Annotated in this window: 22 protein-coding genes and 1 pseudogene; 15 read left to right on the top strand and 8 right to left on the bottom strand. The window is 70.3% G+C overall.

Annotated elements, in window-relative coordinates; all coding sequences use genetic code 11:
* The first annotated feature begins 33 nt into the window (after positions 1–33).
* Positions 34–897 (top strand): archaetidylserine decarboxylase, encoded by an 864-nt coding sequence (asd, locus tag AB5T46_RS14700; protein ID WP_370564768.1) that lies wholly within the window; start codon positions 34–36, stop codon positions 895–897.
* Positions 898–1,047: 150 nt separating this feature from the next.
* Here asd and AB5T46_RS14705 read toward each other — a convergent pair whose 3' ends face one another.
* Positions 1,048–2,583 carry a transglycosylase SLT domain-containing protein gene (locus tag AB5T46_RS14705; protein WP_370564769.1) on the bottom strand — a complete coding sequence of 512 codons (1,536 nt, stop codon included), beginning with the start codon at positions 2,581–2,583 and terminating at the stop codon, positions 1,048–1,050.
* A 391-nt stretch (positions 2,584–2,974) separates the two neighbouring features.
* On the opposite strand from AB5T46_RS14705, the gene AB5T46_RS14710 reads away from it, so the two are divergent.
* Genes AB5T46_RS14710 through greB form a run of 3 tightly spaced genes read left to right on the top strand, consistent with a single transcriptional unit; the run spans position 2,975 to position 5,563 of the window.
* Positions 2,975–4,498: a helicase HerA-like domain-containing protein gene (locus AB5T46_RS14710; protein WP_370564770.1), complete on the top strand. Its 1,524-nt coding sequence runs from the start codon at positions 2,975–2,977 to the stop codon at positions 4,496–4,498.
* Positions 4,499–4,549: 51 nt separating this feature from the next.
* Positions 4,550–5,026, top strand: coding sequence for a copper resistance protein NlpE (locus AB5T46_RS14715; RefSeq protein ID WP_370564771.1), 477 nt, complete (start codon positions 4,550–4,552; stop codon positions 5,024–5,026).
* A 21-nt stretch (positions 5,027–5,047) separates the two neighbouring features.
* Positions 5,048–5,563, top strand: coding sequence for a transcription elongation factor GreB (gene greB / locus AB5T46_RS14720; RefSeq protein ID WP_370564860.1), 516 nt, complete (start codon positions 5,048–5,050; stop codon positions 5,561–5,563).
* Positions 5,564–5,588: 25 nt separating this feature from the next.
* Here greB and AB5T46_RS14725 read toward each other — a convergent pair.
* The 4 genes and pseudogenes from AB5T46_RS14725 to AB5T46_RS14740 form a co-directional block, all read right to left on the bottom strand.
* Positions 5,589–5,747, bottom strand: a pseudogene (locus AB5T46_RS14725) (DJ-1/PfpI family protein); the annotation flags it as partial.
* 111 nt (positions 5,748–5,858) lie between these two features.
* On the bottom strand, positions 5,859–6,296 hold the full coding sequence (locus tag AB5T46_RS14730) for a hypothetical protein (protein ID WP_370564772.1): 438 nt from the start codon (positions 6,294–6,296) through the stop codon (positions 5,859–5,861).
* A complete protein-coding gene (gene rimO / locus AB5T46_RS14735; protein ID WP_370564773.1) occupies positions 6,293–7,648 on the bottom strand; it encodes a 30S ribosomal protein S12 methylthiotransferase RimO in 1,356 nt (451 codons plus the stop codon). The genes AB5T46_RS14730 and rimO overlap by 4 nt, the downstream gene beginning before the upstream one ends.
* Positions 7,649–7,812: 164 nt before the next feature.
* A complete protein-coding gene (locus AB5T46_RS14740) occupies positions 7,813–10,674 on the bottom strand; it encodes a S8 family serine peptidase (RefSeq protein ID WP_370564774.1) in 2,862 nt (953 codons plus the stop codon).
* Between the two features lie 259 nt (positions 10,675–10,933).
* Between AB5T46_RS14740 and AB5T46_RS14745 the strand changes: the two genes are divergently transcribed.
* The 6 genes from AB5T46_RS14745 (at position 10,934) to AB5T46_RS14770 (ending at position 16,089) form a co-directional block, all read left to right on the top strand.
* On the top strand, positions 10,934–12,109 hold the full coding sequence (locus AB5T46_RS14745; RefSeq protein ID WP_370564775.1) for a thiolase family protein: 1,176 nt from the start codon (positions 10,934–10,936) through the stop codon (positions 12,107–12,109).
* A 125-nt stretch (positions 12,110–12,234) separates the two neighbouring features.
* The gene (locus tag AB5T46_RS14750; protein WP_370564776.1) at positions 12,235–12,594 is read left to right on the top strand and encodes a hypothetical protein; all 360 of its coding nucleotides are present in this window, start codon (positions 12,235–12,237) and stop codon (positions 12,592–12,594) included.
* 179 nt (positions 12,595–12,773) lie between these two features.
* Entirely contained in the window at positions 12,774–13,169 is a 396-nt protein-coding gene (locus AB5T46_RS14755) for a hypothetical protein (RefSeq protein WP_370564778.1), read from the top strand.
* A gap of 120 nt (positions 13,170–13,289) precedes the next feature.
* Positions 13,290–14,897: a carboxyl transferase domain-containing protein gene (locus tag AB5T46_RS14760; protein WP_370564779.1), complete on the top strand. Its 1,608-nt coding sequence runs from the start codon at positions 13,290–13,292 to the stop codon at positions 14,895–14,897.
* Between the two features lie 263 nt (positions 14,898–15,160).
* Positions 15,161–15,715: a bactofilin family protein gene (locus tag AB5T46_RS14765; protein WP_370564780.1), complete on the top strand. Its 555-nt coding sequence runs from the start codon at positions 15,161–15,163 to the stop codon at positions 15,713–15,715.
* Positions 15,712–16,089, top strand: a complete 378-nt coding sequence (locus AB5T46_RS14770; protein WP_370564781.1) for a hypothetical protein — start codon at positions 15,712–15,714, stop codon at positions 16,087–16,089. Before AB5T46_RS14765 ends, AB5T46_RS14770 begins: the two co-directional genes overlap by 4 nt.
* A gap of 72 nt (positions 16,090–16,161) precedes the next feature.
* On the opposite strand, the gene AB5T46_RS14775 is transcribed toward AB5T46_RS14770, so the two are convergent.
* From AB5T46_RS14775 to AB5T46_RS14785, 3 genes are read right to left on the bottom strand one after another with little or no spacing between them, the layout of a single operon-like run.
* Positions 16,162–16,419, bottom strand: a complete 258-nt coding sequence (locus AB5T46_RS14775) for a DUF6587 family protein (RefSeq protein WP_370564782.1) — start codon at positions 16,417–16,419, stop codon at positions 16,162–16,164.
* Between the two features lie 7 nt (positions 16,420–16,426).
* Complete coding sequence (gene feoB, locus AB5T46_RS14780; RefSeq protein ID WP_370564783.1) at positions 16,427–18,307, bottom strand: ferrous iron transport protein B; 1,881 nt, start codon at positions 18,305–18,307, stop codon at positions 16,427–16,429.
* A complete protein-coding gene (locus AB5T46_RS14785) occupies positions 18,304–18,552 on the bottom strand; it encodes a FeoA family protein (protein ID WP_370564784.1) in 249 nt (82 codons plus the stop codon). Before AB5T46_RS14785 ends, feoB begins: the two co-directional genes overlap by 4 nt.
* 124 nt (positions 18,553–18,676) lie before the next feature.
* Between AB5T46_RS14785 and AB5T46_RS14790 the strand changes: the two genes are divergently transcribed.
* From AB5T46_RS14790 to AB5T46_RS14810, 5 genes are read left to right on the top strand one after another with little or no spacing between them, the layout of a single operon-like run.
* The gene (locus AB5T46_RS14790) at positions 18,677–19,477 is read left to right on the top strand and encodes an enoyl-CoA hydratase-related protein (RefSeq protein ID WP_370564785.1); all 801 of its coding nucleotides are present in this window, start codon (positions 18,677–18,679) and stop codon (positions 19,475–19,477) included.
* Positions 19,470–21,476: an acetyl/propionyl/methylcrotonyl-CoA carboxylase subunit alpha gene (locus AB5T46_RS14795; RefSeq protein WP_370564786.1), complete on the top strand. Its 2,007-nt coding sequence runs from the start codon at positions 19,470–19,472 to the stop codon at positions 21,474–21,476. Before AB5T46_RS14790 ends, AB5T46_RS14795 begins: the two co-directional genes overlap by 8 nt.
* Positions 21,477–21,497: 21 nt before the next feature.
* On the top strand, positions 21,498–21,962 hold the full coding sequence (locus AB5T46_RS14800; protein WP_370564787.1) for a GNAT family N-acetyltransferase: 465 nt from the start codon (positions 21,498–21,500) through the stop codon (positions 21,960–21,962).
* Entirely contained in the window at positions 21,959–22,888 is a 930-nt protein-coding gene (locus tag AB5T46_RS14805; protein WP_370564788.1) for a hydroxymethylglutaryl-CoA lyase, read from the top strand. The genes AB5T46_RS14800 and AB5T46_RS14805 overlap by 4 nt, the downstream gene beginning before the upstream one ends.
* The gene (locus tag AB5T46_RS14810; RefSeq protein WP_370564789.1) at positions 22,885–25,470 is read left to right on the top strand and encodes a sensor domain-containing protein; all 2,586 of its coding nucleotides are present in this window, start codon (positions 22,885–22,887) and stop codon (positions 25,468–25,470) included. The genes AB5T46_RS14805 and AB5T46_RS14810 overlap by 4 nt, the downstream gene beginning before the upstream one ends.
* Positions 25,471–25,663 lie beyond the last annotated feature (193 nt).

The following is a 25,663-nucleotide window of genomic DNA, read 5'->3' on the forward strand; positions in this document are numbered from 1 at the left end:
AGACAAAAGCCCGCCCGACCACTACATAGTCCCATGGATGCCCTCACCGTCCTGACCTACGTCCTGCCGCACCGCCTGCTGTCGTCGCTGGCGCGCGGGCTGGCCTATTCGCGACACCCACGGCTCAAGCAATGGCTGATCGATACCGTGGTCCGTCGTTTCGGCGTCGACCTCGACGAAGCCGCCGAACCCGATCCGCGCGCCTACGCCAGCTTCAACGCCTTCTTCACCCGCGCGCTGCGGCCCGGCGCGCGCATCGCCGATCCCGACCCACGGGCGCTGCTCATCCCCGCCGACGGACGCATCAGCCAGTGCGGGGCGATCGGCCATCCGGACGAGCGCGGGCGCATCTTCCAGGCCAAGGGGCGCTCGTTCACGGCGGCCGAACTGCTCGGCGACGCGGGCGATGCCGAACCGTTCGACGGTGGCGCGTTCGCGACCGTCTACCTGTCGCCGAAGGACTACCACCGCGTGCACATGCCCTGGACCGGCACCCTGCGCGAGACGGTGCATGTGCCGGGACGGTTGTTCAGCGTCGGCCCGGCCGCGGTGCGCGAGGTGCCGCGCCTGTTCGCCCGCAACGAACGCCTGGTGTGCCACTTCGACACCGACTTCGGGCCGATGGCGGTGGCCATGGTCGGCGCACTGCTGGTCTCCGGGGTGGAGACGGTGTGGAGCGGCGAGGAAATCCCGCGCTACGGCGACCGCGTCACCCGCAAGGACTATCGCGACAAGGGCATCGTGATCGAGCGCTTCGCCGAGATGGCGCGCTTCAATTACGGCTCCACGGTGGTCATGCTGTTGCCGCCTGGCGTGGCGGAACTGTCCCCGGATCTGGCGCCCGAGTCGCCGGTACGCCTGGGCCAGCGCCTGGCGACGCGCCCCAACTCGTCGTAGGAGCGCGCCATGCGCGCGATACCGCGGGAGTTGGCCGGATCGGATGGATGCCGCAATTCTGGACCGGCAGGCGCGCCGGCCACCGGAATTTGCGGGCGGCGAAGCACCGGCGGCATCGCGCGCATGGCGCGCTCCTACGGCGGCTCGGTCCTACCTGCTACACCCCTGCAAGTCCAGGCGCTGCCCCGGGCGCAGCGTGTAACGGGGCGCCTTCAGGTTGTTGGCATTGGCCAGCGCGCGCAGATTGCAGCCGTAGCGTTCGGCGATCCGGCCCAGGGTGTCGCCGCGGGCGACCCTGTGCTCGCTCGGCGAGGGCGCGGAGGGCGATGCGACCGGAGCGACCACGGCGGCGGCGGTCGCCGGCACCGACTGTGCCGGTCCCGAGCGCACGACTGCACTGCCAGGATCGCTGCGCACCAGCTCGTGGGCCAGATCGGCGCGGGCGCCGCGGGTGCACCAGCGGTTGTAGAGGCCGACCACGCGGCTCGTGGCCCGGAGTTCGGTACCGGCCGGAATCCACTCTTCCGCCTGGTAGCGGGGATTGAGGTTGCGCAGCATCCGCATGTAGCCGTAGCGGCTGCCGCTGCTGCCCAGGCAGATGGTCAACTCGTAGATCGAGGCCGGCTTCTGCAGCGTCAGCGTCGCGGGCCGCGCGTCGACCTTGGGGAACTCCAGGCCGTACTTCTTCGGATGCAGGAACAGCCAGGCGGCGGCGATCACCATCGGCACGTAGTCGCGCGTCTCCGGCGGGAACTGGTTGTAGACCGACTCGTCCCAGAAGCTGCGCCCGCCGTTGGCGTTGTGGATGCGCAGCGCCCGTCCCTCGCCGCCGTTGTAGGCGGCCAGCGCCAGTTCGATGTTGCGGTTGAGCTCGGCCATGCGCTCGTTGAGATAGGCCGCACTGGCCTGCGCCGAGGCATAGGGATCGTAGCGGGTGTCGAAGCCGGTCGCGTCCGGCCCGAGGCCGAAGCGGCGGCCGGTCGCGTACATGAACTGCATCGGGCCGGCGGCGCCGGCGCGCGAGGTCGAGTGCACGCGCCCGGTCGACTCCTTGGCCAGGATGCCGAACAGCAGCGCCTCCGGCAGGGCCGAGCGCTCGTAGTGCGGCCACATCAGGTCGCGCATGTACTGGTAGTTCTCGTGGCTGACGATCAGCGAATGGCGCATGTCGGTCAGCCAGCGGCGGATCGCCTCCTGCACCGCCGGGTTGTACTGCACCATCTCGACGAAGCGGCGGCCGTCGCTGAGCAGCGCGGCGGCGCGCGCGGCTTCCGGCACGTCGCCGGCGGCACCGGCGGCCATGCCGTCCGGGTCGGCGTCGAAAGGATCGACCTCCTCCTCTTCCTCGACCGCCGCGGCGGCATCGGCATCGGCCTTGAGCAGGCGCTTGAACGTGGTCACGAAGCCGGCCGGATCGCAGCCGCGCAGCTTGCCGCATTCGACCATCACGTCCTCCATGTCCTCCAGCGCCGCATCGCCGGCCTGCACCGCCTCCGGCTCGTTGTTGCGCACCCGCACCATCGCCTCGCGGTAGCGGGTCTCGGCCTGCTCCATCCGCTGCTGCAGCGCCTCGGCGGCGGCACGTTCCTGGCGCGACTGGGCAGCGGCGTCGGGCGCATGGAGGGCGATCAACAAGGCGGCCGTTGTCGGGACCAGGCGGAGGAAGGCACGGCGGGCAGCGGGCATGTGATCACAGGCGACGGAATGGAGCGGCAGGTTAGCGGTCGCGCTGCGGCGCTGGCAAATCCCGGCAGGCGCGCGGGCGCGCGGATTGTGGGAGTGGCGGCGGCATGCCGCCGCCGGGAAGTCGCGACACGACGGCCGGACGCCAGCGAACGATCGGTGCGGCCCTGCCGCCAACCATCTGGTCGCGACTTGACTCGCCGCTGCGCGGCTCACCCTTCGGGCCGGCTTCGCCGTTAACTCGCTGCGCTCGTTTCGTCGCTCCCACACAAAGGCGGCATGGGTTTCACCCGCTCCGCAAGCCGGCAAGATGGCGGTTCCCGGTGGTGACGCCCGGCGCGGTCCCTCGCCGGGATCGCATAGAATCCCGGGCATTCTTCCGCCAGGACGCGCCATGGACCCCATTCTCGTCGGCAAGTCGGTCACCACGCCCGACAGCGGCAACGTTCACCTGCTGCCCAAGTACGGCAACCGCCACGGCCTGGTGGCCGGCGCCACCGGCACCGGCAAGACGGTCTCGCTGATGACGCTGGCCGAAGGTTTTTCGCGCATCGGCGTACCGGTGTTCCTGGCCGACGTGAAGGGCGACGTCGCCGGCCTCGCCGTCCCCGGCGCCGACAGCGAAGGCGTGCGCAAGCGGATCGAGACCATCGGCATCGCCGACTATCGCAGCGAAGGCAGCCCGACGATCTTCTGGGACCTGTACGGCAAGCTCGGGCATCCGGTGCGTACCACCGTCAGCGAGATGGGCCCGACCCTGCTCTCGCGCATCCTCGAGCTCAACGACACCCAGGGCGGCGTGCTCGACATCACGTTCAAGCTCGCCGACGACCGCGGCCTGCTGCTGCTCGACCTCGATGACCTCCGCGCCCTGCTCGGCGTGGTGGCCGAGGAGCGCAAGGCGGTCTCGACCGAGTACGGCCTGGTCAGCACGCAGTCGATCGGCGCGATCCAGCGCGCGCTGCTGCGGCTGGAGCAGGACGGCGGCGCGCAGTTCTTCGGCGAACCGGCGCTGGAACTCGCCGACCTGATGCGCACCACGCCCGACGGTCGCGGCGTGATCGGCATCCTCGCCGCCGACCAGCTCATCCTCAAGCCGCGGCTGTATTCGAGCTTCCTGCTGTGGCTGCTGTCGGAGCTGTTCGAGGCGCTGCCGGAAGCGGGCGACCTGGAGAAGCCGAAGCTGGTGTTCGTGTTCGACGAGGCCCACCTGCTGTTCAAGGACGCGCCGGCGGCGCTGCGCCAGCGCATCGAACAGGTGGTGCGGATCATCCGCTCCAAGGGCGTGGGCGTGTACTTCTGCTCGCAGTTCCCGGACGACGTGCCCGACCAGATCCTCGGCCAGCTCGGCAACCGCGTGCAGCACGCGCTGCGCGCCTTCACCCCGCGCGACCAGAAGGCGGTCAGGACCGCGGCGCAGACCTTCGTCGCCAACCCCGCCCTGGACGTGGCGCAGACGATCTCGCAGCTCGGCACCGGCGAGGCGCTGGTGTCCACGCTGCAGGACGTTCCCGACCAGGGCAGGGGCGTTCCGATGCCGGTCGAGCGCACGCTGATCGCGCCGCCGCGCTGCCGCATGGGCGCGATCACCGACGTCGAGCGCACGCAGGTGCGTGCCGGCAGCGCGCTCGGCGCGAAGTACGACACCGCCGTGAACCGCGAATCGGCCGCCGAACGGCTGGCGCAACGCGCCGAGGCGATGAGCGAACAGGCGCAGGCGCCCAAGGCCAAGGACGTGGACGGCGCCGGCGAACGCGGCATCGGGCAGACGATGAAGGATGCGATGTTCGGCACCGGCCGTCGCCAGGGCATGATCGAGACCATGGGCAAGCAGGCCGCACGCACGCTCGGCAGCCAGATCGGACGGCAGATCCTGCGCGGGGTGCTGGGCGGCATCTTCGGTGGTAAGTCGCGCTAGACTTCCGAACAGGTTGCCCCACTGCAATCTTGCATGCATGGAGCGAGCACGATGCCTACGTCGCTGAAAACGCTGCTACCCGTCCTGTTGGCCGTCGCCCTCCTTGCCGGGTGCAAGCCCGAAGCGGCGACCGGACCGGCAACCGAAGCTTCGGCCACCGACGCGCCTGCACCGGAAGCTGCCAGGACCGATGTCCCCGCTCCCATCGATCCCGCGGCGCTTGCCGGAACCTTCACGGGCACCCTGCCCTGCGCCGACTGCCCCGGCATCGATACCACCCTGGAGTTGCGCGACGACGGCAGCGCCGCCCTGACCGAGGTCTACCAGGAACGCGGCGGCGGGGCCGAGCCGGCGCCCGGCACCTGGACCGTGGAGGACGCCGGCACCCGCCTGCGCTTCGATCCTGAAGACAAGGCCAGCGCCGACAGGCTCTACGCGATCGCGTCCGGCGATGAGCTGACCCAGCTCGACATGGAAGGCAATCAGATCGAGAGCAGCTTCAACTACAGTCTCAAGCGCGAACCCTGACCTCCGAATTCCGGTTGTCCTCTGAGCCGCTGGCGCCCGCCACCCGAGAAAAGCACCGCGCTGATCACACGCGAGGGGCACGCGCGCCTGAAGGCCGAGCTGGACGAACTGTGGCGGGTCCGGCGACCCGAGGTGGTGCGTGCGCTGGCCGCGGCCGCCGCGGAAGGCGACCGTTCCGAGAACGCCGAGTACACCTATCGAAAGAAGCAGCTGGGCGAGATCGATCGCCGCGTGCGGTACCTGTCGAAACGCCTGGAATCGCTGCGGATCGTGGACGATGCGCCTTCCGACCGCGATGCGGTGTTCTTCGGTGCCCGGGTGGAACTGGAGGACGCGACCGGCGGGCAACGCAGCCGCTACCGGATCGTGGGGCCCGACGAGACCGACGCACGGCGGGGCTGGATCAGCATCGATTCGCCGCTGGCCCGGGCAATGCTGAACAAGCGCGTCGACGACGAGTTCGAGGTGACGCTGCCGGGCCCGGGCGGCACCGAACACATGACGATCGTCGCGATCGAATATCCGCCGCACCGATGATGCCGTGTCCGCCGCGGCCGGACGCTCAGGACACCGCGTCGATCACCGTCCGGGTGAAGGCGGGAATGTCGCCGGGCTTGCGGCTGGTGATGACATGGCCGTCGGTGACGACCTCCGCATCTTTCCAGCGCGCACCGGCGTTCTCCAGGTCGGTGCGGAGCGATGGCCAGGACGACGTCGGTCGGCTGCCGGATGGCTTGCGGGGTCGCGACTCCCCGGCGGCGGCATGCCGCCGCCGGGGAGTCGCGACAGCACGAAACGTCCGCGGCCCGGAAGCCGATGGAAACAAACGGAGCTAGCGCCCGCGCACGTCCGGCATCGCGTCCACCCGCTCCAGTTCGTACAGCCCACCGCCGGCGATCACCGAGAAATAGCCGCTGTCGATCCGGAATCCCTGCCGCGGGAAGAACGTCCCCGGCGCCACCCGGCACAGCACGAACTCCTCCGAGAACCCGCACCGCAAGCCGCGGCTCTCGCCCACGCCGGGGAACAGGCCGGCCATCTGGTCGGGGCTCGCCGCTTCCAGGCGCTTGGGCTGGCCGGCGAACCAGGCCCGCCAGCCGTCGCCCTCGCGGGTCACGTGCAGTCCGGCGCGGTGGGCGCCGTCGCCGGAAACCGCTTCCTCTCCGACCGGGCGGTAATCCCCGCTCAGGCCATCGGGATCCTGTGCCGACGCCACACCCGCGCACAGCAGCGCCGCCGACAGCAGGCATGGCGCCGCATGCCGCATCACGCCGCCACCTCGCCGTACAGGTCGTGCTCGTCGCTGCCCATGATCCGCACGTCGGCGAAGTCGCCGGCGCGCAGGCCGTGCGCGGCGCCGTCCTGGATCTGCACCAGGCCGTCGATCTCCGGCGCGTCCGCCTGCGAGCGCGCGATCGCCAGTTCGCCGTCGATCGCATCGACCAGGCAGCGCTGCACGCTGCCGACCTTCGCCTCCAGGCGCTCGGCCGAGATCCGCGCCTGGCGCTCCATGAAGCGCGCCAGCCGCGCCTGCTTGACGTCCTCGTCGACCGGATCGGGCAGCGCATTGGCCGCGGCGCCCTCCACCGGCGAGTAGGCGAAGGCGCCGACGCGGTCGAGCCGCGCTTCGTCCAGGAAGTCCAGCAGTTCCTCGAACTCGGCGTCGGTCTCGCCGGGGAAGCCGACGATGAAGGTCGAGCGGATCGTGAGTTCCGGGCAGATCGCGCGCCAACCGCGGATGCGTTCGAGCGTGCGTTCCACTGCCCCGGGCCGCTTCATCAGCTTCAGGATCCGCGGGCTGGCGTGCTGGAACGGGATGTCCAGGTACGGCAGCAGCTTGCCTTCGGCCATCAGCGGGATGATGCGGTCGACGTGCGGATATGGATACACGTAGTGCAACCGCGTCCAGACGCCCAGCTCGGCGAGCCCCTCGCACAGCGCCTGCATCCGCGTCTGGTAGCTGCCGCCGCGCCAGTCGCGCTCGATGTAGCGCAGGTCGACGCCGTAGGCCGAAGTGTCCTGCGAGATCACCAGCAGCTCGCGCACGCCGCCGCGCACCAGGCGTTCGGCCTCGCGCAGTACCTCGTCGACCGGACGCGAGACCAGGTCACCGCGCATCGACGGAATGATGCAGAAGCTGCAGCGGTGATTGCAGCCCTCGGAGATCTTCAGATAGGCGTAGTGCTTCGGAGTCAGCTTGATGCCGATGTCGTCGGCCGCGCGGCGCGGCACCAGGTCGACGAACGGGTCGTGCACCTGCGGCACCGCGGCGTGCACTGCACGCATCACGCTGGTGTAGTCCTGCGGGCCGCTGATCGACAGCACGCCCGGATGCGCCTGGCGGATCACCTCCTCGCGCTTGCCCAGGCAGCCGGTGACGATGACCTTGCCGTTCTCGGCCATCGCCTCGCCGATCGCCTCCAGCGACTCGTCCACCGCTGCGTCGATGAAGCCGCAGGTATTGACCACCACCACGTCGGCATCGTCGTAGCTGGGCACGATGTCGTAGCCCTCGACCTTCAGCTGGGTCAGGATGCGCTCGGAATCGACCAGCGCCTTCGGGCAGCCGAGGCTGACGAAGCCGACCCGGGGGCTGGCGGTCTTGTGGGGCACGGCGGACATGTGGTGACCGAGGCGATACGGGCGGCGATTATAGCGTTCGCGCAGCAACGGCCCGGATCCGGGCCGTTGCGCTCATCGACCGTACACCCCCACTCACTGAATGCGGCCCGGTCCGCCGCAGTGGTGGACCGCTCCGGCGTCGCCCCCTGAGCGGCCGCCCGGGTTCAGAATCCCAGCGCATACCGCAGTGAGACCATCCGCGCGTCGCCGCGCGGGCCGAAACGCTGGTCGTAGCCGAAGGTCACCACCGCGTTGCGGCCGACCCAGGCATCCAGGCCCAGGCCGAACAGCCCTCCGGACCGGCCCGGCTGCAGGCCCGCCAGCGACGACCAGGCGTCGGCGCCGACGAAGCTGGCGTCGATGTCCAGGCCGCTGGCGCCGAGCGTCTGCTGCCACTCGGCGTAGCCGCGCAGGGTCAGCGCCGACCAGCCGCGCTCGGCGCGCACGCCGGCGATCGCCTGGCTGCGGCTCGACGTCCATGCATCGGCGCGCAGGCCGAAGCCGTCGCCGCCGAGTTCCGAGAAGCCGTCGCTGTCGATCCGCGTGTACTCGGCGCCCAGATACGGCGTCAGGTGCGCGTCGCGATCGCCGAACCGATAGCCGCTCTCCAGGTTGGCGGTCAGATAATCACCGGCGTAGGCGCTGAACACGCCCATCGACTGCCGCCCGGTGAACAGCTGCCGTTCCAACCGGCGGTCGAAGCGGCCGAAGCCGACCTGGCCCAGGGTGTAGGCGTTGCCGTGCAGGCCGCCCGCGTACAGCTGGGTCTGGGTCTGGCGATCGCGGCCGCGGTCGCGGCTGCCGTCGCGGCGGCTGTCGGCGCGGGTCTCGCCGAAGGCGAAGCCGGCGATGCCGTTGCCGCCGAAGCGGTAGTCGCGGCCGATCATCCAGCCGTCGACGGAGAAATCGCTGCCGGAATATCCGCCCTGCCCGCCGCCGCCGAGTTCGCGCTTCCACACGCCGGCGGCCTGCGGCTGCAGGCTGCTGTCGCCGAAGTGCGAGGACAACGCACGCCGGCTCATGTCGATCGCGTCGAAGGTCGTCGACGAGGCCACCGCGTGCAGTTCGCCGGACAGGCTCGACAGCGACGCCGCGGCGGTCGCCTCGTCGGCAATGCGCTGGAAGTCGCCGGCAACCTGGATGAAGCCGTCGGCGATCGCCCCTTCGCCGGCTTCGCGCTGCCCGTCGATCTGCCGGAACGCATTCTCCACCCGTTGTGCCGACGCCAGTGATGCGGCGCCGATATTGCCGAACGCAGCCACGGCCGCGGTCACGTCGAGGCGGGTGACGTCCAGCCACACGCGACCGCCGGTGTAGTCGTAGCGGATCGTGCCTTCGAAGAACAGGCTGTCGTCGTAGGTGTAGCCGTCGAAACGGCCGTCGAGCGTTCCACCGGCGCGCAGCACGTCCTCGCGGTTCTGCCTCACGTAGCCGTCGACCGCACCGGCGACGTGCACCGTACCGCCTTCGATGGCGGCGTCGCCGCCGACCTCGAGCGCGCCGGCGCCGAACACCACCGCGAGTTCCGCGTCGACGCCGTGGGTATAGTCACCGCCGATGGTGAGCGCGGTGGTGCCGTCGCCGGCGTCGAGCAGCAGTCTGCCCTCGTTGCCGACGCTACCGGCGACATGCCCATCGCCGCTCAGGGTGCCACCGGCGCGGATGGAAACCTCGGAGTTGTCGAGCGAACCGCTCAGACGCAGCGTGCCGCCGTCGACCAGGGTGGCGCCGCGATAGGCGTTCGCGCCCGACAGCTCGAGAATGCCGTTGCCGCGCTTGGTCAGGCCGCCTGCACCTGCGATGTCATTCGACCAGACCGAGGTCATGCCGTCGAAGTCCGCCGTCACCCGTCCCCAGTCGAAGCGCGCCGGCCCCTGTACGGCCCTGCCCACGTCCAGCAGTCCGTAACCGAAGAGTTCGTCCACGCCCGAGGCGCCGATGTCCTGCGCCGTCCCCAGGATGGTCTGCCGCACCAGGTCGTTGTCGAACCAGGGAAACGCTTCCCAGACCAGCGCCGCGGCGCCCGAGACCTGCGGCGCGGCAAATGAGGTGCCCGCCCAGCGCCAGTATTCGGGATCGTCCGGCGCATCGTCGGTTCCGGTCGTGACCACCGTGCCCGGCGCCGCCAGGCAGTAGTTCATGGCGATGCCGCAGGCGTTCGGATAGATCTCGCCATCGATCTCGTCCAGCTGCTCCGGGTTGCCGGGATCGATCGCGGTCACGGCGATCCAGCCGCGCTCCAGGTCCGCCGCCGGGGTGCTGCCGTTCGGTCCGGACTGGCTCGGCAACGCAGCCATGTCGGTCGGATCGGCGCCTTCGAGGTTGCCGGTGGCGAACACCACCAGCCCGTCGTTTTCGATGATGAAGTCGCGGTACTCGTCGGCGATCGCCGCGGTCGCGGCCGGGTCGTCCCAGTAGAGCCCGCCCCACGAGTTGTTCATGATGCGCACGTCGCGGTCGATCATGTCCTGGTGGATCGGCTCCAGCCCGAGCGCGCCGTCGACCTCGTTGCCCTGTCCGCTGCCGTCGTCGTCCGGCGGTTCGTCGTCGATGATCCGCGCCGAGACGATTTCCGCGCCCTGCGCGATGCCGCCGGGCCACTGACCGAACGGCTGGCCGGCGATGATCTGGGCGACCGCGGTGCCGTGTCCGTCGACGTCGTCGATGGACAGGTCGTTGTCGGACGAACTGACGTAGACCAGGTTGTCCACCACACGCCCTGCCAATGCCGGGTGATCGGGATTGACGCCGGTGTCGAGCACGCCGATGCGGACACCCTCGCCGGTGAATCCGGCTTCGATGGCGGCATCGGCATTGGTGAGCGCCAGGTGATCGCTGTAGGCCGGGTTCGGCGGTTCGACCACGGTCGGTGGCGGCGGCCCGGGTGGAGGGCTGGGCGGCGGCGTGTCGGGACGGGTGTTGCTACCGCCGCCGCCACACGCCGTCAGCGCAAGCCCGACCGCGCTGGCCAGCAGCGAAAGCCGGAACGACGATGCCGTTGCGGCGCCCGAAATCTTCTCCTTCATGGATGCGTCTCCCTCTTCGACGACTCTCGCGTGTCATGCGTCCCGCGCCCCCGGCGTGCATCTCACCGCCGGGCCCGACCGGACATTTGGTGTCGACCATCTATACCCGCAAACACACGTAGCCGCCACCACGAAACCGTGACGCATCGCCGGCAACCACGTGAAACCGAATGAATGGACTGCGCGTTTGCCGCACCAGGACGACGGCGCGATAATTCCGCCTTTCCCGGGGAACCCCCCGTCCCTGCCGGAGCAATCCATGAGCGACATCGTCATCGTCGGCGCCAAGCGCACCGCCATCGGTTCCTTCCTCGGCCAGTTCACCGGCGTGCCGACGCCGACGCTCGGCGCCGCCGCGATCCGCGGCGCGCTGGAACAGGCGGGCGTCGCGCCCGACCAGGTCGACGAGGTGATCATGGGCTGCGTGCTGCCCGCCGGGCTCGGCCAGGCGCCGGCGCGCCAGGCATCGCTCGCGGCGGGAATCCCCGACGCCGTCGGCTGCACCACCATCAACAAGGTCTGCGGCTCGGGCATGAAGGCGATCATGTTCGCGCACGACCTGATCCGCGCCGGCTCCTCCACCGTCGCCGTCGCCGGCGGCATGGAGTCGATGACCAACGCCCCGCACCTGCTCAACGGCTCGCGCACCGGCATCCGCTACGGCAGCGCCGAGTTCCTCGACCACATGGCGTGGGACGGCCTCACCAATCCCTACGACGGCAAGGCGATGGGCGTGTTCGGCGACGCCACCTGCGAGAAGTACGGTTTCGGCCGCGAGGCGCTCGACGCGTTCTCGGCAGAGAGCGTCAAGCGCGCGCAGGCGGCGACCGCGGACGGCGCCTTCCGTGGCGAGATCGTTCCGGTCACGGTCAAGACCCGCAAGGGCGAGACCGTGGTCGAGACCGACGAGGAGCCGGGCCGGATCGACATCGCCAAGATCCCGGCGCTGCGCCCGGCGTTCGGCAAGGAAGGCCGCCTGACCGCGGCCTCGTCCTCGAAGATCTCCGACGGCGCCGCCGCCACCGTGCTGATGTCCGCCGACGAGGCCGGCCGTCGTGGCCTGGCGCCGCTGGCGCGCATCGTCGCGCATGCCGGCCATGCGCAGGCGCCGGAATGGTTCACGACCGCGCCGGTGGCGGCGATCGGCAGCGTGCTCGAACGCGCCGGCTGGTCGGTCGACGATGTCGACCTGTTCGAGGTCAACGAGGCGTTCGCCTGCGTGGCGATGGCACCGATGAAGGACCTCGGAATTCCCCACCACAAGCTGAATGTCAACGGCGGTGCCTGTGCACTCGGGCACCCCATCGGCGCCAGCGGTGCCCGCTTGCTGGTGACGCTGATAAATGCCCTGCGGACGCGGGGTTACCGACGCGGTGTCGCTTCGCTATGCATCGGCGGCGGTGAGGCCACTGCCGTCGCCGTCGAGGTGGCGTGAAGGAGTTAACGGCATCTTTACTTAAAAAATCAAACACATACTTGACACCCATCACCGGCTTGTCATGATGTGCCCCGGCGCGCAGCATCGCGCGTTCTGACTCACCACACGACGAGGAAATCAACATGTCCATCAACAAGGCTCTGCTTGCCCTGGCTATGGGTTTTGCCCTGGCCGCTTGCTCGAACCAGGATACTGCGCAGGACGCGGCCGCCGACGCCGCTGATGCCGCTGCCGAGGCCCAGGCCCAGGCCGACGCCGCCTACGGCGACGAGGCCGCGCAGGCCGCTGCCGACACCGCCGACATGGCCGCCGACAGCGCCACCGATGCCGCCGCCGACGCTTCCGCAGCCACCGACGACGCGGCCGATGCCGCCGCCGACGCTGCCCAGGACGCCGCCGACGTGGCCGAGGACGCTGCCGATGTCGCCGACGAGGCTCAGGACGCGGTCGAAGAGAACGCCGAAGAAGAGCCGATGCAGTAAAGCTTCGCCGCAAGCCGAATGGCTTGACGCGAGTTGCAGTATCAGGAGAGCCGCCGGACTTCCGGCGGCTTTTCTTTTGCAGCCATCGGCATGGCGATGGCGCCGCCACCGTGCACGCCCCCTTCACCGGAGCAAGGCAAGACTGCCCGCGGCTCCGGCCCTCTCGAAGGAGAACCACCATGGACAGCAAGCTCCTGATCCTCGCCGCCACCATCGTGCTCAGCCTGGCCGCCTGCCGGGACGACACCGCAAGCGCCCAGCAGGAGGCCGATCAGGCCGCCGCAGCCGCCGAAGACGCGCGCCAGTCCGCTTCCGAGGCGCTCGACGACGCCGGCGACGCCGCCCGCGAAGGCTACGATGCCGCCTCCGCCGGTGCGCGCGAAGCCACTGCCGACTCGCGCGAAGCGATGGACCGCGCCGGTGACGCCACCGAAGCCGCGGCGCGCGAAGCCGGCGCCGAAGCCTCCGAGGCGGCCGCCGCGGCCGCGCGCGCCAGTTCCGATGCCATGGATCGCGCCGCCGAAAGCGCCGACACCGCCGCCGAGGACGCGCGCGACGATCGCGACGACCAGTAACCGGTCACCGCCGTCGTGCCATCGGGAAGGCCCGCCACCGCGCGGGCCTTCTCCTTTTGCGCAGGCCGCAGCCGGGTCGCGGCGGTTATCCTGTCGGACCCGCCGTCCGGATGCCCGCGCATGCCCGCCCTGAGTTCGAGCCTGGACCCGCGTTCGCAGGACTTCCTCGACAATGCCGGCTACCACCGATCGCTGGTGGCCGAACTCGATCGCCGCCTGGCCCGCGCCGCGGAAGGCGGCGGCGAGAAGGCGCGCGAAAAGCACAGCGCCCGCGGCAAGCTGCTGCCGCGCGAGCGCATCACCGCGCTGCTCGACACCGGCTCGCCGTTCCTGGAAATCGCACCACTGGCCGCCGAGGACATGTACGACGGCGCCGCGCCCGCGGCCGGCCTGGTCTGCGGCATCGGCCGGGTCATGGGCCAGGAAGTGGTGATCGTCGCCAACGACGCGACCGTCAAGGGCGGCACCTACTTCCCGATGACGGTGAAGAAGCACCTGCGCGCGCAGGAGATCGCGCGCGAGAACCGCCTGCCCTGCATCTACCTGGTCGACTCCGGCGGCGCCTTCCTCCCGCTGCAGGACGAGGTGTTCCCCGATCGCGAGCATTTCGGTCGCATCTTCTACAACCAGGCGCGGATGAGCGCCGAGAACATTCCCCAGGTCGCGGTGGTGATGGGCAGCTGCACCGCCGGTGGCGCCTACGTGCCTGCGATGTGCGACGAGTCGGTGATCGTGAAGGAACAGGGCACGATCTTCCTCGGCGGACCGCCGCTGGTGAAGGCCGCCACCGGCGAGGTGGTCGACGCCGAGGCGCTCGGCGGCGCCGACGTGCACACCAGCGTCTCGGGCGTGGCCGACCATTTCGCCGAGGACGACCGCCATGCGCTGCAGATCGCGCGCGACATCGTCGGCGGCTTCAACCGCCGCAAGCGCCTGCAGATGGCGCTGCGCGAGGCGCGCGAGGCGCGCTACCCGGCCGAGGAGCTCTACGGCATCGTGCCGAAGGACACGCGGCGCCCGTTCGACATCCGCGAAGTGATCGCGCGCGTCGTCGACGGCAGCGAACTGCAGGAGTTCAAGGCCCGCTACGGCAGGACGCTCGTCACCGGCTTCGCCCACATCCACGGCTACCCGGTCGGCATCGTCGCCAACAACGGCATCCTGTTCTCCGAGAGCGCGCTCAAGGGCGCGCACTTCATCGAACTGTGCAACCAGCGCGGCATCCCGCTGGTGTTCCTGCAGAACATCACCGGCTTCATGGTCGGCAGGAAGTACGAGAACGCCGGCATCGCCAAGGACGGGGCGAAGATGGTCACCGCGGTGGCGTGCTCGTCGGTGCCCAAGTTCACGGTGGTCATCGGCGGCAGCTTCGGCGCCGGCAACTACGCCATGTGCGGCAGGGCCTATGGCGCGAGATTCCTGTGGATGTGGCCGAACGCGCGCATCAGCGTGATGGGCGGCGAGCAGGCCGCCAGCGTGCTGGCGACGGTGAAGCGCGACGGCATCGAGGCCAGGGGCGGCACCTGGACCGCCGGGGAGGAGGAGGCCTTCAAGGCGCCGATCCGCGACCAGTACGAAACCCAGGGCAGCCCCTGGTACGCCACCGCGCGGCTGTGGGACGACGGCATCATCGACCCGGCCGATACCCGGCGCGTGCTGGGGCTGGCGATCTCGGCCTCGCTCAATGCGCCGGTCGAGCCGGCGCGGTTCGGCATGTTCCGGATGTAACCGGCCTGTCACCGGATCGTCAGCGGCCGACGCCAGGCTCGGGTCGAGCCGGGGTCCCCTGTGTAAGCAGCGTGGACACTCCCAACCGGCAGGATCAACAAACCGTCGTAACATCCCGCCCGATCTCGGATTCGGTGAGGGCGGTCACATCGCGGCGTGGCGACCTGCATGCTAGTCTCGCGGCTACGACCCTGTCGTTCCTGCGCGGCTGCCCGCCTGCGGCCGATACGCCTGTCCCTGTTCGTCCATGAGGAATTTTCGTGATGGCCATCTTCAACCAGCCCAGCTCCGCCAAGAAGGATGCTGCTCCCTCCTTCGCCCCGGAGCCCGCCGCCTCGCCGGCCCGCGACCCGCAGCCCGCCGTCGCCGATTTCAATCCGACCCAGAACGCCCCGCCGCGGCGCCCGGTCACCAGCGAGGTCAAGGAGTCGCTGATCGCGTCCAACCTGACCATCGAAGGCAAGATCGAGGGCACCGGCCATGTCCGCATCGCCGGCCGGTTCAAGGGCGACGTCAACGTGCAGGGCGACCTGACCATCGAGAAGGGCGCCAAGCTCAACGGCGGCGTGCGCGCCGAGAAGGTCATCGTCTCCGGCGATCTCGAGGGCAACATCGATTCGGCGTCGCGGGTCGAGCTGCTCGACACCGCGGTCATGAACGGCGACCTCAAGGCCGGCTCGCTGACGGTGGCGGCAGGCTCGAAGATCCGCGGCCACATCGAATGCGGCTGGGAGAACAAGGAAGCGAACCACAAGGTCAACGGCAACGGCAAGGCGGAAGCCAAGGCCGACAAGGCGGATCTCGAACTCGCTTCATGAGCAGCGGCCGGCCGGGCGCGGCGGGCGCCACGCGCGCCTGCCCGCACTGCAAGACGACGATCCTGCAGAGCGCCAGCATCTGCCCGTCGTGCCGCCACTATCTGCGCTTCGATTCGGCGGCGGCGTCCGAGGCCGTCGCCGCGTCGACCACCGCGCTGCAGGTCGAAGGCACGATCCGCCACCCCGCCGAGGGCGGCGCCTGGGAGTACTCGGTGGTGCTGATCATCCGCGACGACGAGGGCAACGAGATCAACCGCCAGGTCGTCGGCGTCGGCGCCATGCACTCGGGCCAGGAGCGCAGCTTCAGCCTCGCAGTCGAGGTGTTCCCGACCAGCGACATGCGCAGGCCGGTCAAGCGCAGCACCAAGCACTGAAAAGCAGAAACGAGTAGAGAGGAACGAGAAACGAGTGGGTGCGTGCTGCCCTGACTCTTTCCTCGTTCCTCGCTACTTGTTCCTCGCCTTCACCGGCCCGCAACCATCGCAGCCACCGCACGTGCCGCCGCCGCCCGTCATCGCCGGTGGCGCCAGCAGGCGGCCGAGCGGGCGCAGCCATCGTGGCCGGCCGTCGCGCAGCAGCGGCAATGCCAGCGCGCCGCGCAGGCTGCGCGCGACGCCCGGGAACTGCTTCACCAGCACGGCCCAGGCGCTGATCGCCACGGCCAGCGCGACGAGGACGTACTGCAGGGCGATCGATACGCTCATCGCCTGCTCACCCCGCCCCCAGCAGCACCGCGACCTGGTAGGTCAGCAGCGAGGCCAGGTACGCCAGCGCGAACAGGTAGCCGGCGCTGATCGCCATCGTCCGCCACGAGTTGGTCTCGCGCTTGATCGTCGCCCATGTGGAGATGCACTGCGGCGCGTAGACGAACCACACCAGCAGCGACAGTGCCGTGGCCAGCGACCAGCCGTCGCTGATCAGCGGCGTCAGCGCCTGCGTGGCGGCATCGTCGTCCGCGGCCTGCAGCGCGTACACGGTGGCCAGCGAGGCCACCGCCACCTCGCGCGCGGCCAGCCCCGGGATCAGGGCGATGCAGATCTGCCAGTTGAACCCGAGCGGCGCGAACACCGCGGTCATGGCGTGGCCGATGCGGCCGGCGAAGCTGTAGTCGATCGCGGGGCCGGCGGCGCCGTCCGGCGGCCCCGGGAACGACAGCAGGAACCACAGCAGTACCGTCAAGGCCAGAATGATGCCGCCCACTCGGCGCAGGAAGATCAACGCGCGCTCGTACAGCCCGATCAGCACGTCGCGCGGATGCGGCAGCCGGTACGAGGGCAGTTCCAGCAGCAGCATGTGCTCGCGCTTGTCGCGGCGCCACTTCTTCATCACGAAAGACACCGCCAGCGCGCTGAAGATGCCGGCCATGTACAGCGCGAACAGCACCAGCCCCTGCAGGTTGAACATGCCCGCCACCTGCTGTTGCGGGATGAACGCGCCGATCAGCAGCGCGTACACCGGCAGCCGCGCCGAACAGGTCATCAGCGGCGCGACCATGATCGTGGCGATGCGGTCGCGCGGGTCCTGGATCGAGCGCGTGGCCATGATCCCGGGAATGGCGCAGGCGAAGCTCGACAGCAACGGGATGAAGGAGCGTCCGGACAGGCCCGCCGCCGCCATCATCCGGTCGAGCAGGAACGCCGCCCGCGGCAGGTAGCCGGACTCCTCCAGCACCAGGATGAAGGCGAACAGGATCAGGATCTGCGGCAGGAACACGATCACCCCGCCGAGCCCGGCGATGATGCCGTCGGCCAGCAGGCTGGCGAGCGGGCCTTCCGGCAAGGTCTCGGTGACCGCCGCGCCCAGCCAGCCGGTTCCGGCCTCGATCGCATCCATCATCGGCGTCGCCCAGGCGTAGACCGCCTGGAAGATCAGGAACATCACCGCGGCCAGCGTGAGCAGGCCGAGCAGCGGATGCAGCAGCCAACGATCGAGCGCATCGTCGATGCGCGAGGTGCTGGCGGGCATGTCCACCGTCGCCGCCAGCAGGCGCCGGGTCTCGGTATGCAGGGCCTCGTCGTCCATGGCGGGATCGCCGACGCCGGGTTGCCGCGGCAGCGGCGCCGCCGGCGTTTCCGCCATCGCCTCGATGCGTGCCACCAGCGCCTTGGCGCCGTTGCGCCGCACCGCCACCGTCTCCACCACCGGCACGCCGAGTTCGCGCTCCAGGCCGGCGCGGTCGATGCGAATCCCGCGCCGTGCCGCCACGTCGGCCATGTTCAGCGCCACCACCATCGGCCGGCCCAACGTGCGCAGCTCCAGCACGAAACGCAGGTGCAGGCGCAGGTTGGTGGCGTCGACCACGCAAACCAGCACGTCCGGCATCGGCTCGCCGGGATAGTGGCCGCGGCACAGGTCGCGGGTGATCGCCTCGTCCAGGCTCGACGGGTTGAGGCTGTAGGCGCCCGGCAGGTCGAGCAGCGCATAGCGCCGCCCCGAGGGCGCCAGCAGCCGCCCTTCCTTGCGCTCGACCGTGACGCCGGCGTAGTTGGCCACCTTCTGGCGGCTGCCGGTGAGCTGGTTGAACAGCGCGGTCTTGCCGCAGTTGGGATTGCCCACCAGCGCCAGCCGCAGCGGCACGACGATCTCGCTCACGCGCGCGCGCCCTCCTCGCTCAGCAACACCCGTGCCGCCTCGGCGCGGCGCAGGGCGAAGCGGGTGAAGCCGATCTGCACCAGCAGCGGCTCGGCACCGAACGGGCCGGCCGCCATCATCCGCACCGGCTCGCCGGAGACGAAGCCGAGTTCGCGCAGGCGGCGGGCGATGGGGTCGCCGGGTGCGCGGTCTTCGACCCGGTCGACCCGGGCCACGCCGCGACGCGGCAGATCGGAAAGTCTCACTGCGGTGACCTGAATGCTAATTGTTCTCATTCTACCCGCGGCCGGGGGTTCGGTGCACCCGTCGTCCCTGAAGCCGGCGCGGCGCAACGGCTATCATTCGGGTCCGTTCATCGAAAGGCACGCAATGACCGATGCCCTGCTGCTCGAACGCACCGGCGCCGTCGCCCGCCTGCGCCTGAATCGCCCCGCCATCCACAACGCCTTCGATGCCGACCTGATCGCCGCCCTCACTGCGCGTCTGTCCACGCTGGGCGGCGACGATACGGTCCGGGCGGTGGTGCTGGAAGCCGCCGGCGACTCGTTCTCGGCCGGTGCCGACCTCAACTGGATGCGCGCGATGGCCGCCGCCGGCGAAGCGGAAAACCGCGACGACGCCCTCGCCCTCGCGCGCCTGATGCGTGCGCTCGACGAGCTGCCCAAGCCAACCATCGCCCGTGTGCACGGCGCGGCCTTCGGCGGCGGCGTCGGCCTGGTGGCCTGCTGCGATGTCGCCATCGGCGTGCCGGAGGCGAAGTTCGGCCTCACCGAGAGCCGCCTCGGGCTGCTGCCGGCGGTGATCTCGCCGTACGTGATCGCGGCGATCGGCGCCCGCAATGCGCGCCGCTATTTCGCCAGCGCCGAGGTCTTCGACGCACAGCAGGCGCTGCGTATCGGCCTGCTGCACGAGGTGGTCGCCGCCAACGCGCTCGATGCCGCGGTCGATCGGCAGATCCAGCTGCTGCTCCGCGCCGGCCCGGTGGCCTCGGCGCAGGCCAAGGCACTGGTGCGCGCGGTGGTGCCGCAGGGCGATCGCGACGCGCTGGACGGCGCCACCGCCGACCTGATCGCGGCCCTGCGCGGCTCGCCCGAGGGCCGGGAGGGGCTGGCCGCATTCCTCGACAAGCGCCCGCCGGCCTGGGCTCCAAAGAAAGAAGCCGATGTTTGACACGATCCTGATCGCCAACCGCGGCGAGATCGCCCGCCGCGTGATCCGCACCGCGCGCCGGCTCGGCATCCGCACCGTCGCGGTGTTCTCGGAGGCCGACGCCGACGCGCAGCACGTACGCCTGGCCGACGAGGCGTATCCGATCGGCGGGCCGCGGCCGCAGGACAGCTATCTGCGTGGCGATGCGATCCTCGATGCCGCGAAACGCAGCGGGGCGCAGGCGATCCATCCGGGCTATGGCTTTCTCAGCGAGAACGCGGACTTCGCCGATGCGGTGGAAGCGGCCGGCCTCGCCTTCGTCGGCCCCAACGCAGCCTCGATGCGCAAGATGGGCAGCAAAGCCGGCGCCAAGGAACTGATGCAGGCGGCCGGCGTACCGGTGGTCCCCGGCTACACAGGCGAGGACCAGGCACCGGAAACGCTCGAACGCGAGGCCGCGAGGATCGGCTATCCGCTGATGATCAAGGCGGCGCACGGCGGCGGCGGCAAGGGCATGCGCGTCGTCCGCGAGCCGGCCGATTTCCTGCCGAACCTGGGCAGCTGCAAGCGCGAGGCGGCGAGTGCGTTCGGGCGCGACCGCGTACTGCTGGAGCGCTACATCGAACAGCCGCGGCACATCGAGATCCAGGTCTTCGGCGACAGCCACGGCAGCGTGATTCATCTCAACGAGCGCGAGTGCTCGGCGCAGCGCCGCTACCAGAAGGTGCTGGAGGAATCGCCGTCGCCGTTCCTCACCCCGGCGCTGCGCGCGCGCATGGGCGAGGCCGCGGTGCTGGCGGCGCGTGCGATCGACTACGAGAACGCCGGCACGGTGGAATTCATCGTCGCGCCAGACGGCGGTTTCTTCTTCATGGAGATCAACACCCGGCTGCAGGTCGAGCATCCGGTGACCGAACTGGTGACCGGTCTCGACCTGGTCGAATGGCAGCTGCGCGTGGCCGCCGGCGAGGCGCTGCCCCTGGCGCAGGACGCCGTCGCCCAGCACGGCCATGCGATCGAGGTGCGGCTCTACGCCGAGGATCCGGAGGCCGGCTTCCTGCCCGGCTCGGGCCGATTGCAGGAACTGCGGCTGCCGCCGCAATCGGCGCACGTGCGCGTGGACTCGGGCGTGGTCGAAGGCGACACGGTGACCATCTTCTACGATCCGATGATCGCCAAGCTGATCGTCCACGACAGCGACCGGCCGCGCGCCCTTGCCCGCCTGCGCGAAGCGCTGGCCGCCTGCCGGATCATCGGCCCGAAATCCAACATCGAGTTCCTCGAACGGCTGGTGCGTCACCCGGTGGTGACCGAAGGCAGGATCGACACCGGCTATCTCGACCGGCACCTCGACGAGGTGCTGCCCCCGCCGGACCCGCCGGCGCACGCGGAACTGGCCGCGGCGGCCGCGGCCGCGCTGCTGCACGACGAGCAGGAACGCAGAGACGCGGCCGCGGCGTCGCCGGAGCCGCACTCGCCCTGGGCGATCGCCGACGGCTGGCGCCTGGGACACGCCGGCGACCGGCTGCTGGTGCTGCAATATCGCGAACAGCGCCTCGAACTGCATGCCGCCGGCACCGGTGGCGACTACCGGCTGCGCACCGCCGACGGCGCCGTGCTGCGGATCGAGGGCGCACGCTCGAGCGGCGGCGAACTGTCGCTGCGCGTCGATGACGCGGGCCACCGCTTTCTCGCGCACGCCGACGACGACGGCGTGACCGTGCACGACGGCACGCGGCGCATGCGCTTCGCGCGGCTGCCCGCCTTCCGCTTCGAGGCCGGCGCCGATGCCGCCGGCAGCGACCGGATCACCGCGCCGATGCCCGGACGCGTGGTGCTGGTCGAGGCCGCACCGGACGCCGAGGTCGTCGAAGGCCAGGCGCTGCTGGTGATGGAGGCGATGAAGATGGAACTGACCCTGCGCGCGCCGCGCGCGGGCATCGTCGCCGAGGTCAGGGCCGAGGTCGGCGACTTCGTCGACGGCGATGCGGTGCTGGTCGTACTGCGGGCCGAAACCTGACCACGGCCGGAGCCCGTGCGCATGGAGATCCGCATCGAACGGGGCGACATCGACGGGATTGCGGCGCTGGAGGCACGGATTCCCGAATTCTCCTGTCCCAAGCGCGCCGCCACCCTGGCCGAACGCCTGCGCGCCGACAGCGGCGCACTGATCCTCATCGCCTTCGCCGACGGGCAACCGGTCGGCTACAAGGCCGGTTATGCGCTCGAAACACGTAGGTTCTACAGCTGGGTCGGCGCGGTGCTGCCGGCGTACCGGCGCCACGGCATCGCCCTGGCGCTGCTGCGCGAGCAGGAGCGTCGCCTGCGCGAGGCCGGTTACGCCAACGTACGGGTCAAGTCCCGCAACGGCTTTCCCGGCATGCTGCGGCTGTTGATCGGCGAGGGTTACCGGATCGTGGCGCTGGAAGCGGTACCCTCGCCGCAGGATCCGAAGATCGTGTTCGAAAAACTCCTGGCGCCACCCTCCCCCGGCGAAACCGAATGAGCCAGTTCCCCGACACCGTCCGTATCGTCGAAGTCGGCCCGCGCGACGGGCTGCAGAACGAACGGGCGCACGTGCCCACCGCGGCCAAGATCGAACTGATCGACCGCCTGTCCGCCACCGGGCTGAAGACGATCGAGGCGACCAGTTTCGTCAGCCCGAAATGGATCCCGCAGCTGGCCGACGCCGCCGAGGTCTACGCCGGCATCGGCCGCAGGCCCGGGGTGGCCTATCCGGTGCTGGTGCCCAACGAGACCGGCTACGACCGCGCACGCGCGGTCGGCGTCGAGGAGATCGCGGTGTTCACCGCCGCCTCGGAGGCCTTCAACCGCAGGAACATCAACGCCTCGATCGACGAATCGCTGCAGCGCTTCGCGCCGGTGCTGGCGCGGGCGTGCGCGGACGGCGTGCGCGTGCGCGGCTACGTCTCCACCGTGCTCGGCTGCCCGTACCAGGGCGAGGTGCCGCTGGCCGACGTGGTGCGCGTGGCACAGGCGCTGTACGACATGGGCTGCTACGAGATCTCCCTCGGCGACACCATCGGCGTCGGCACGCCGCTGAAGGCACGGGCGATGCTGCGCGCGGTCGCAGCGGCGATGCCGGTTGGCGCGCTGGCGATCCACTTCCACGATACCTACGGCCAGGCGCTGGCGAACATCCTCGCCTGCCTGGAAGAGGGCGTGGCGGTGGTCGATGCCGCCGTCGCCGGCACCGGCGGCTGCCCGTATGCGCGCGGCGCCAGCGGCAATGTCGCCAGCGAGGACGTGGTGTACATGCTGCATGGCATGGGGATCGACACGGGCATCGACCTCCAGGCGCTGAGCGAGACCGGTCGCTGGCTGGCGGCCTTGCTAGGCGTTGAAACCGGCAGCCGGTTCGGCCGCGCCACGGCGCCCGCCGGCGAATCCGCGGCGGCGGCCGTGGAATGAGCCGCAAGCCGCGAGCCGGGGAACACCCTTCCGCGTCCGCAGACGCGGACCCGGCGCGGCTCGCGCACGCACTCGACGCGGCCTGCCGCGATCCGGACCTGCCCGCCGGTGCCCGCGACCTGCTCGCCGCCGCCCGCGACGCCCTGCGCACGGCGGCCGCCGGCGCCGAGTCGGCCCAGTCGCGCTACCGCGCGCTGTTCGACGCGGTCCCCGACCCGGTCAGCATCCTCGATGAGACGGGCATCGTGCTCGACCTCAACAAGGCCGGCATGGCTGCCTACCGGCGCAGCCGCGAAGAGATCGTCGGCCAGCCGATCGAGGTGCTCAACCCGGACCTGCCCGAGGACCATCTGCAACCGGTGCTCGAGACGCTGCGCCGCGGCGGCACCTACGTGATCGAGGTCACCAACATGCGCGGCGACGGCAGCCGCTTTCCGGTGGAGGTGCATTCGGCCGGATTCCTGCACGAGGGGCGGCGCTGCATCGTCGCCGTGGCCCGCGACCTCAGCGCGCGCCGCGAGGCGGAATCGCGCTACGGCCAGCTGCTGGAAGTGATCGACAAGGGCGTGCTGGTGCACGACGCCGACAACCGCCCGCTGCAGGCCAATGCCGCGGCGATGCGCATCCTCGGCGCCGAAGATGACCACAGCCTCGAGGACTACCTTGCCCCGGAGGCGTGGACCCTGCTGGACGAGAGCGGCCGCCGCATCGCCGACGAGGACCTGCCGACCACCCGCACCCTGCGCAACGGCAAGGCCACGCAGAGCACGGTGCTGGGCCTGTACCACAAGCCCGAGCGCCGCCTGCGCTGGCTGTCGGTGACCACCGTGCCGCTGTTCATGCCCGGCAGCCGCACCCCGCACCAGGTGATCTCGTTCTTCAGCGACGTCACCCAGCTCAAGCGCGACAGCGCCCTGTTCGGCCGCGCCCAGGCGCTGGCGCGGATCGGCGGCTGGGAATGGGAGGCGGGACGCGACGCGCTGTACCTGACCGATGAGGCCGCGCGGATCCTCGGCCAGCCACGACCGCCCGCCACCATGGATGCGCTGCTGCAGTGCCTGCGCGAGGGCGACCGCAGCCGTTTCGAACACGCCCTGCGGCACGCGCGGCAACAGCAGCAGCCGATCGACCTGGAACTGCAGGGCAGGCGCAGCGACGGGCGCATGCTGTGGATCCGCATCATCGGCGAACCGGAACACGACGAGTCGGCCAACGTCAGTGTCACCGGCACCCTGCAGGACATCAGCGAACGCAAGCAGGCCGAGGAGACGTTGCGGGTACAAGCCCGGACCGACCCGCTGACCGGCCTGCTCAACCGAGACGCGATCCTCGGCGAGATCGGCGCGCGCATGGACGATCCGGCACAGTCGCCCCTGGCGGTGCTGTACCTGGACCTCGACCGCTTCAAGATGGTCAACGACGTGCTCGGCCACGGCGCCGGCGACGAACTGTTGCGCCATGTCGCCGATCGCATCTGCCACGCGGTCGGCACCGAGGGGCTGATCGCACGCTTCGGTGGCGACGAGTTCCTGGTGGTCTGCAGCCTGGCCGACGACCCGGAGCGACCCGAGTGCGTGGCGCAGCGGATCCTCGATGCCTTCGACGACGGCTTCCGCCACGCCGGCGAGGAGTTCGACGTCACCGCCAGCATCGGCATCGCGCGCGCGCCGGAGGACGGCGACCGGCCGCAGACGCTGATCCAGAGCGCCGACGCGGCCATGTACGACAGCAAGCGGCGGGTGCGCAACGGCTGGCAGGCGTACAGCCCGGCGCTTGCGCAGTCGCGCAAGGACCGCCTGCGAATGGAGACGCACCTGCGGCGCGCGGTCGACAACGGCGAGTTCCACCTCGTCTATCAACCGCAGGTGGACATGCGCAAGGGCGGCATCGTCGCCGCCGAGGCGCTGATCCGCTGGCGCAACCACCAGCTCGGCGAAATGCGCCCCGATCATTTCATCGGCCACGCCGAGACCACCGGCGACATCGTGCGGATCGGCCGCTGGGTGCTGAGCGAGGCCTGCCAGCAAGTCGCGGCCTGGCGTGACGCCGGGCTGGGCGTGGTCCGCGTCGCGGTCAACGTCTCCTATCGCCAGTTCCTCGGCGACGACCTGGCCGGCACCGTGCGTGGCGTGCTCGCCGAGTACCGGCTGCCCGGCGCGGCGCTGGAACTGGAGTTCACCGAGCGCGCGCTGATCGAGGACGCGCCGGACACCCTGCGCACCTTCGCCGAGCTGCGCGAGATGGGCGTGGTGCTGACCATCGACGATTTCGGCGAGGGGTACAGCGCGCTCAACTACCTGCGCCGGCTGCCGATCCACGGCATGAAGCTGAGCCAGCTGTTCGTCGAGGGCGTGCCGCGGAACCATTCCGATGTCGCGGTCTGCCAGGCGATCGCCGGCATCGCCCGCAGCCTCGGGCTGGGCCTGGTCGCCGAAGGGGTCGAATCCGAGGCGCAACGCCGGTTCCTGCTCGAACTCGGCGTGTCCGTAGGCCAGGGATTCCTGTTCGCGCCCGGCCTGCCGCCGGACGAGTTCGCGCACCGCATCGCAGGCAACGCGCTGGAATCCGCTGCCATTCCGTAGGAGCGCGCCATGCGCGCGATACCGCGGGCGCTTCGCCGCCCGCGGATTCCGGTGACCGGCGCGCCTGCCGGTCCAGAATCGCGGCATCCACCGGATCCTGTCGACACCCGCGGCATCGCGCGCATGGCGCGCTCCTACGACGGATCGCGGGACGCCGGCCGGCGGCGACGGGTAAAATGTCAGGTTTCCGCAC

Source organism: Luteimonas salinilitoris, assembly GCF_041300785.1.
In the GTDB taxonomy this organism is placed as follows: domain Bacteria; phylum Pseudomonadota; class Gammaproteobacteria; order Xanthomonadales; family Xanthomonadaceae; genus Luteimonas; species Luteimonas salinilitoris.

What these genes read in the sequence shown, in the direction of transcription:
- asd (WP_370564768.1), top strand. Translation starts at nt 34, where the DNA reads ATGGATGCCCTCACCGTCCTGACCTACGTCCTGCCGCACCGCCTGCTG.
- AB5T46_RS14705 (WP_370564769.1), bottom strand. Translation starts at nt 2,583, where the DNA reads ATGCCCGCTGCCCGCCGTGCCTTCCTCCGCCTGGTCCCGACAACGGCC.
- AB5T46_RS14710 (WP_370564770.1), top strand. Translation starts at nt 2,975, where the DNA reads ATGGACCCCATTCTCGTCGGCAAGTCGGTCACCACGCCCGACAGCGGC.
- AB5T46_RS14715 (WP_370564771.1), top strand. Translation starts at nt 4,550, where the DNA reads ATGCCTACGTCGCTGAAAACGCTGCTACCCGTCCTGTTGGCCGTCGCC.
- rimO (WP_370564773.1), bottom strand. Translation starts at nt 7,648, where the DNA reads ATGTCCGCCGTGCCCCACAAGACCGCCAGCCCCCGGGTCGGCTTCGTC.
- AB5T46_RS14740 (WP_370564774.1), bottom strand. Translation starts at nt 10,674, where the DNA reads ATGAAGGAGAAGATTTCGGGCGCCGCAACGGCATCGTCGTTCCGGCTT.
- AB5T46_RS14745 (WP_370564775.1), top strand. Translation starts at nt 10,934, where the DNA reads ATGAGCGACATCGTCATCGTCGGCGCCAAGCGCACCGCCATCGGTTCC.
- AB5T46_RS14750 (WP_370564776.1), top strand. Translation starts at nt 12,235, where the DNA reads ATGTCCATCAACAAGGCTCTGCTTGCCCTGGCTATGGGTTTTGCCCTG.
- AB5T46_RS14755 (WP_370564778.1), top strand. Translation starts at nt 12,774, where the DNA reads ATGGACAGCAAGCTCCTGATCCTCGCCGCCACCATCGTGCTCAGCCTG.
- AB5T46_RS14760 (WP_370564779.1), top strand. Translation starts at nt 13,290, where the DNA reads ATGCCCGCCCTGAGTTCGAGCCTGGACCCGCGTTCGCAGGACTTCCTC.
- AB5T46_RS14765 (WP_370564780.1), top strand. Translation starts at nt 15,161, where the DNA reads ATGGCCATCTTCAACCAGCCCAGCTCCGCCAAGAAGGATGCTGCTCCC.
- AB5T46_RS14770 (WP_370564781.1), top strand. Translation starts at nt 15,712, where the DNA reads ATGAGCAGCGGCCGGCCGGGCGCGGCGGGCGCCACGCGCGCCTGCCCG.
- AB5T46_RS14775 (WP_370564782.1), bottom strand. Translation starts at nt 16,419, where the DNA reads ATGAGCGTATCGATCGCCCTGCAGTACGTCCTCGTCGCGCTGGCCGTG.
- AB5T46_RS14790 (WP_370564785.1), top strand. Translation starts at nt 18,677, where the DNA reads ATGACCGATGCCCTGCTGCTCGAACGCACCGGCGCCGTCGCCCGCCTG.
- AB5T46_RS14795 (WP_370564786.1), top strand. Translation starts at nt 19,470, where the DNA reads ATGTTTGACACGATCCTGATCGCCAACCGCGGCGAGATCGCCCGCCGC.
- AB5T46_RS14800 (WP_370564787.1), top strand. Translation starts at nt 21,498, where the DNA reads ATGGAGATCCGCATCGAACGGGGCGACATCGACGGGATTGCGGCGCTG.
- AB5T46_RS14805 (WP_370564788.1), top strand. Translation starts at nt 21,959, where the DNA reads ATGAGCCAGTTCCCCGACACCGTCCGTATCGTCGAAGTCGGCCCGCGC.
- AB5T46_RS14810 (WP_370564789.1), top strand. Translation starts at nt 22,885, where the DNA reads ATGAGCCGCAAGCCGCGAGCCGGGGAACACCCTTCCGCGTCCGCAGAC.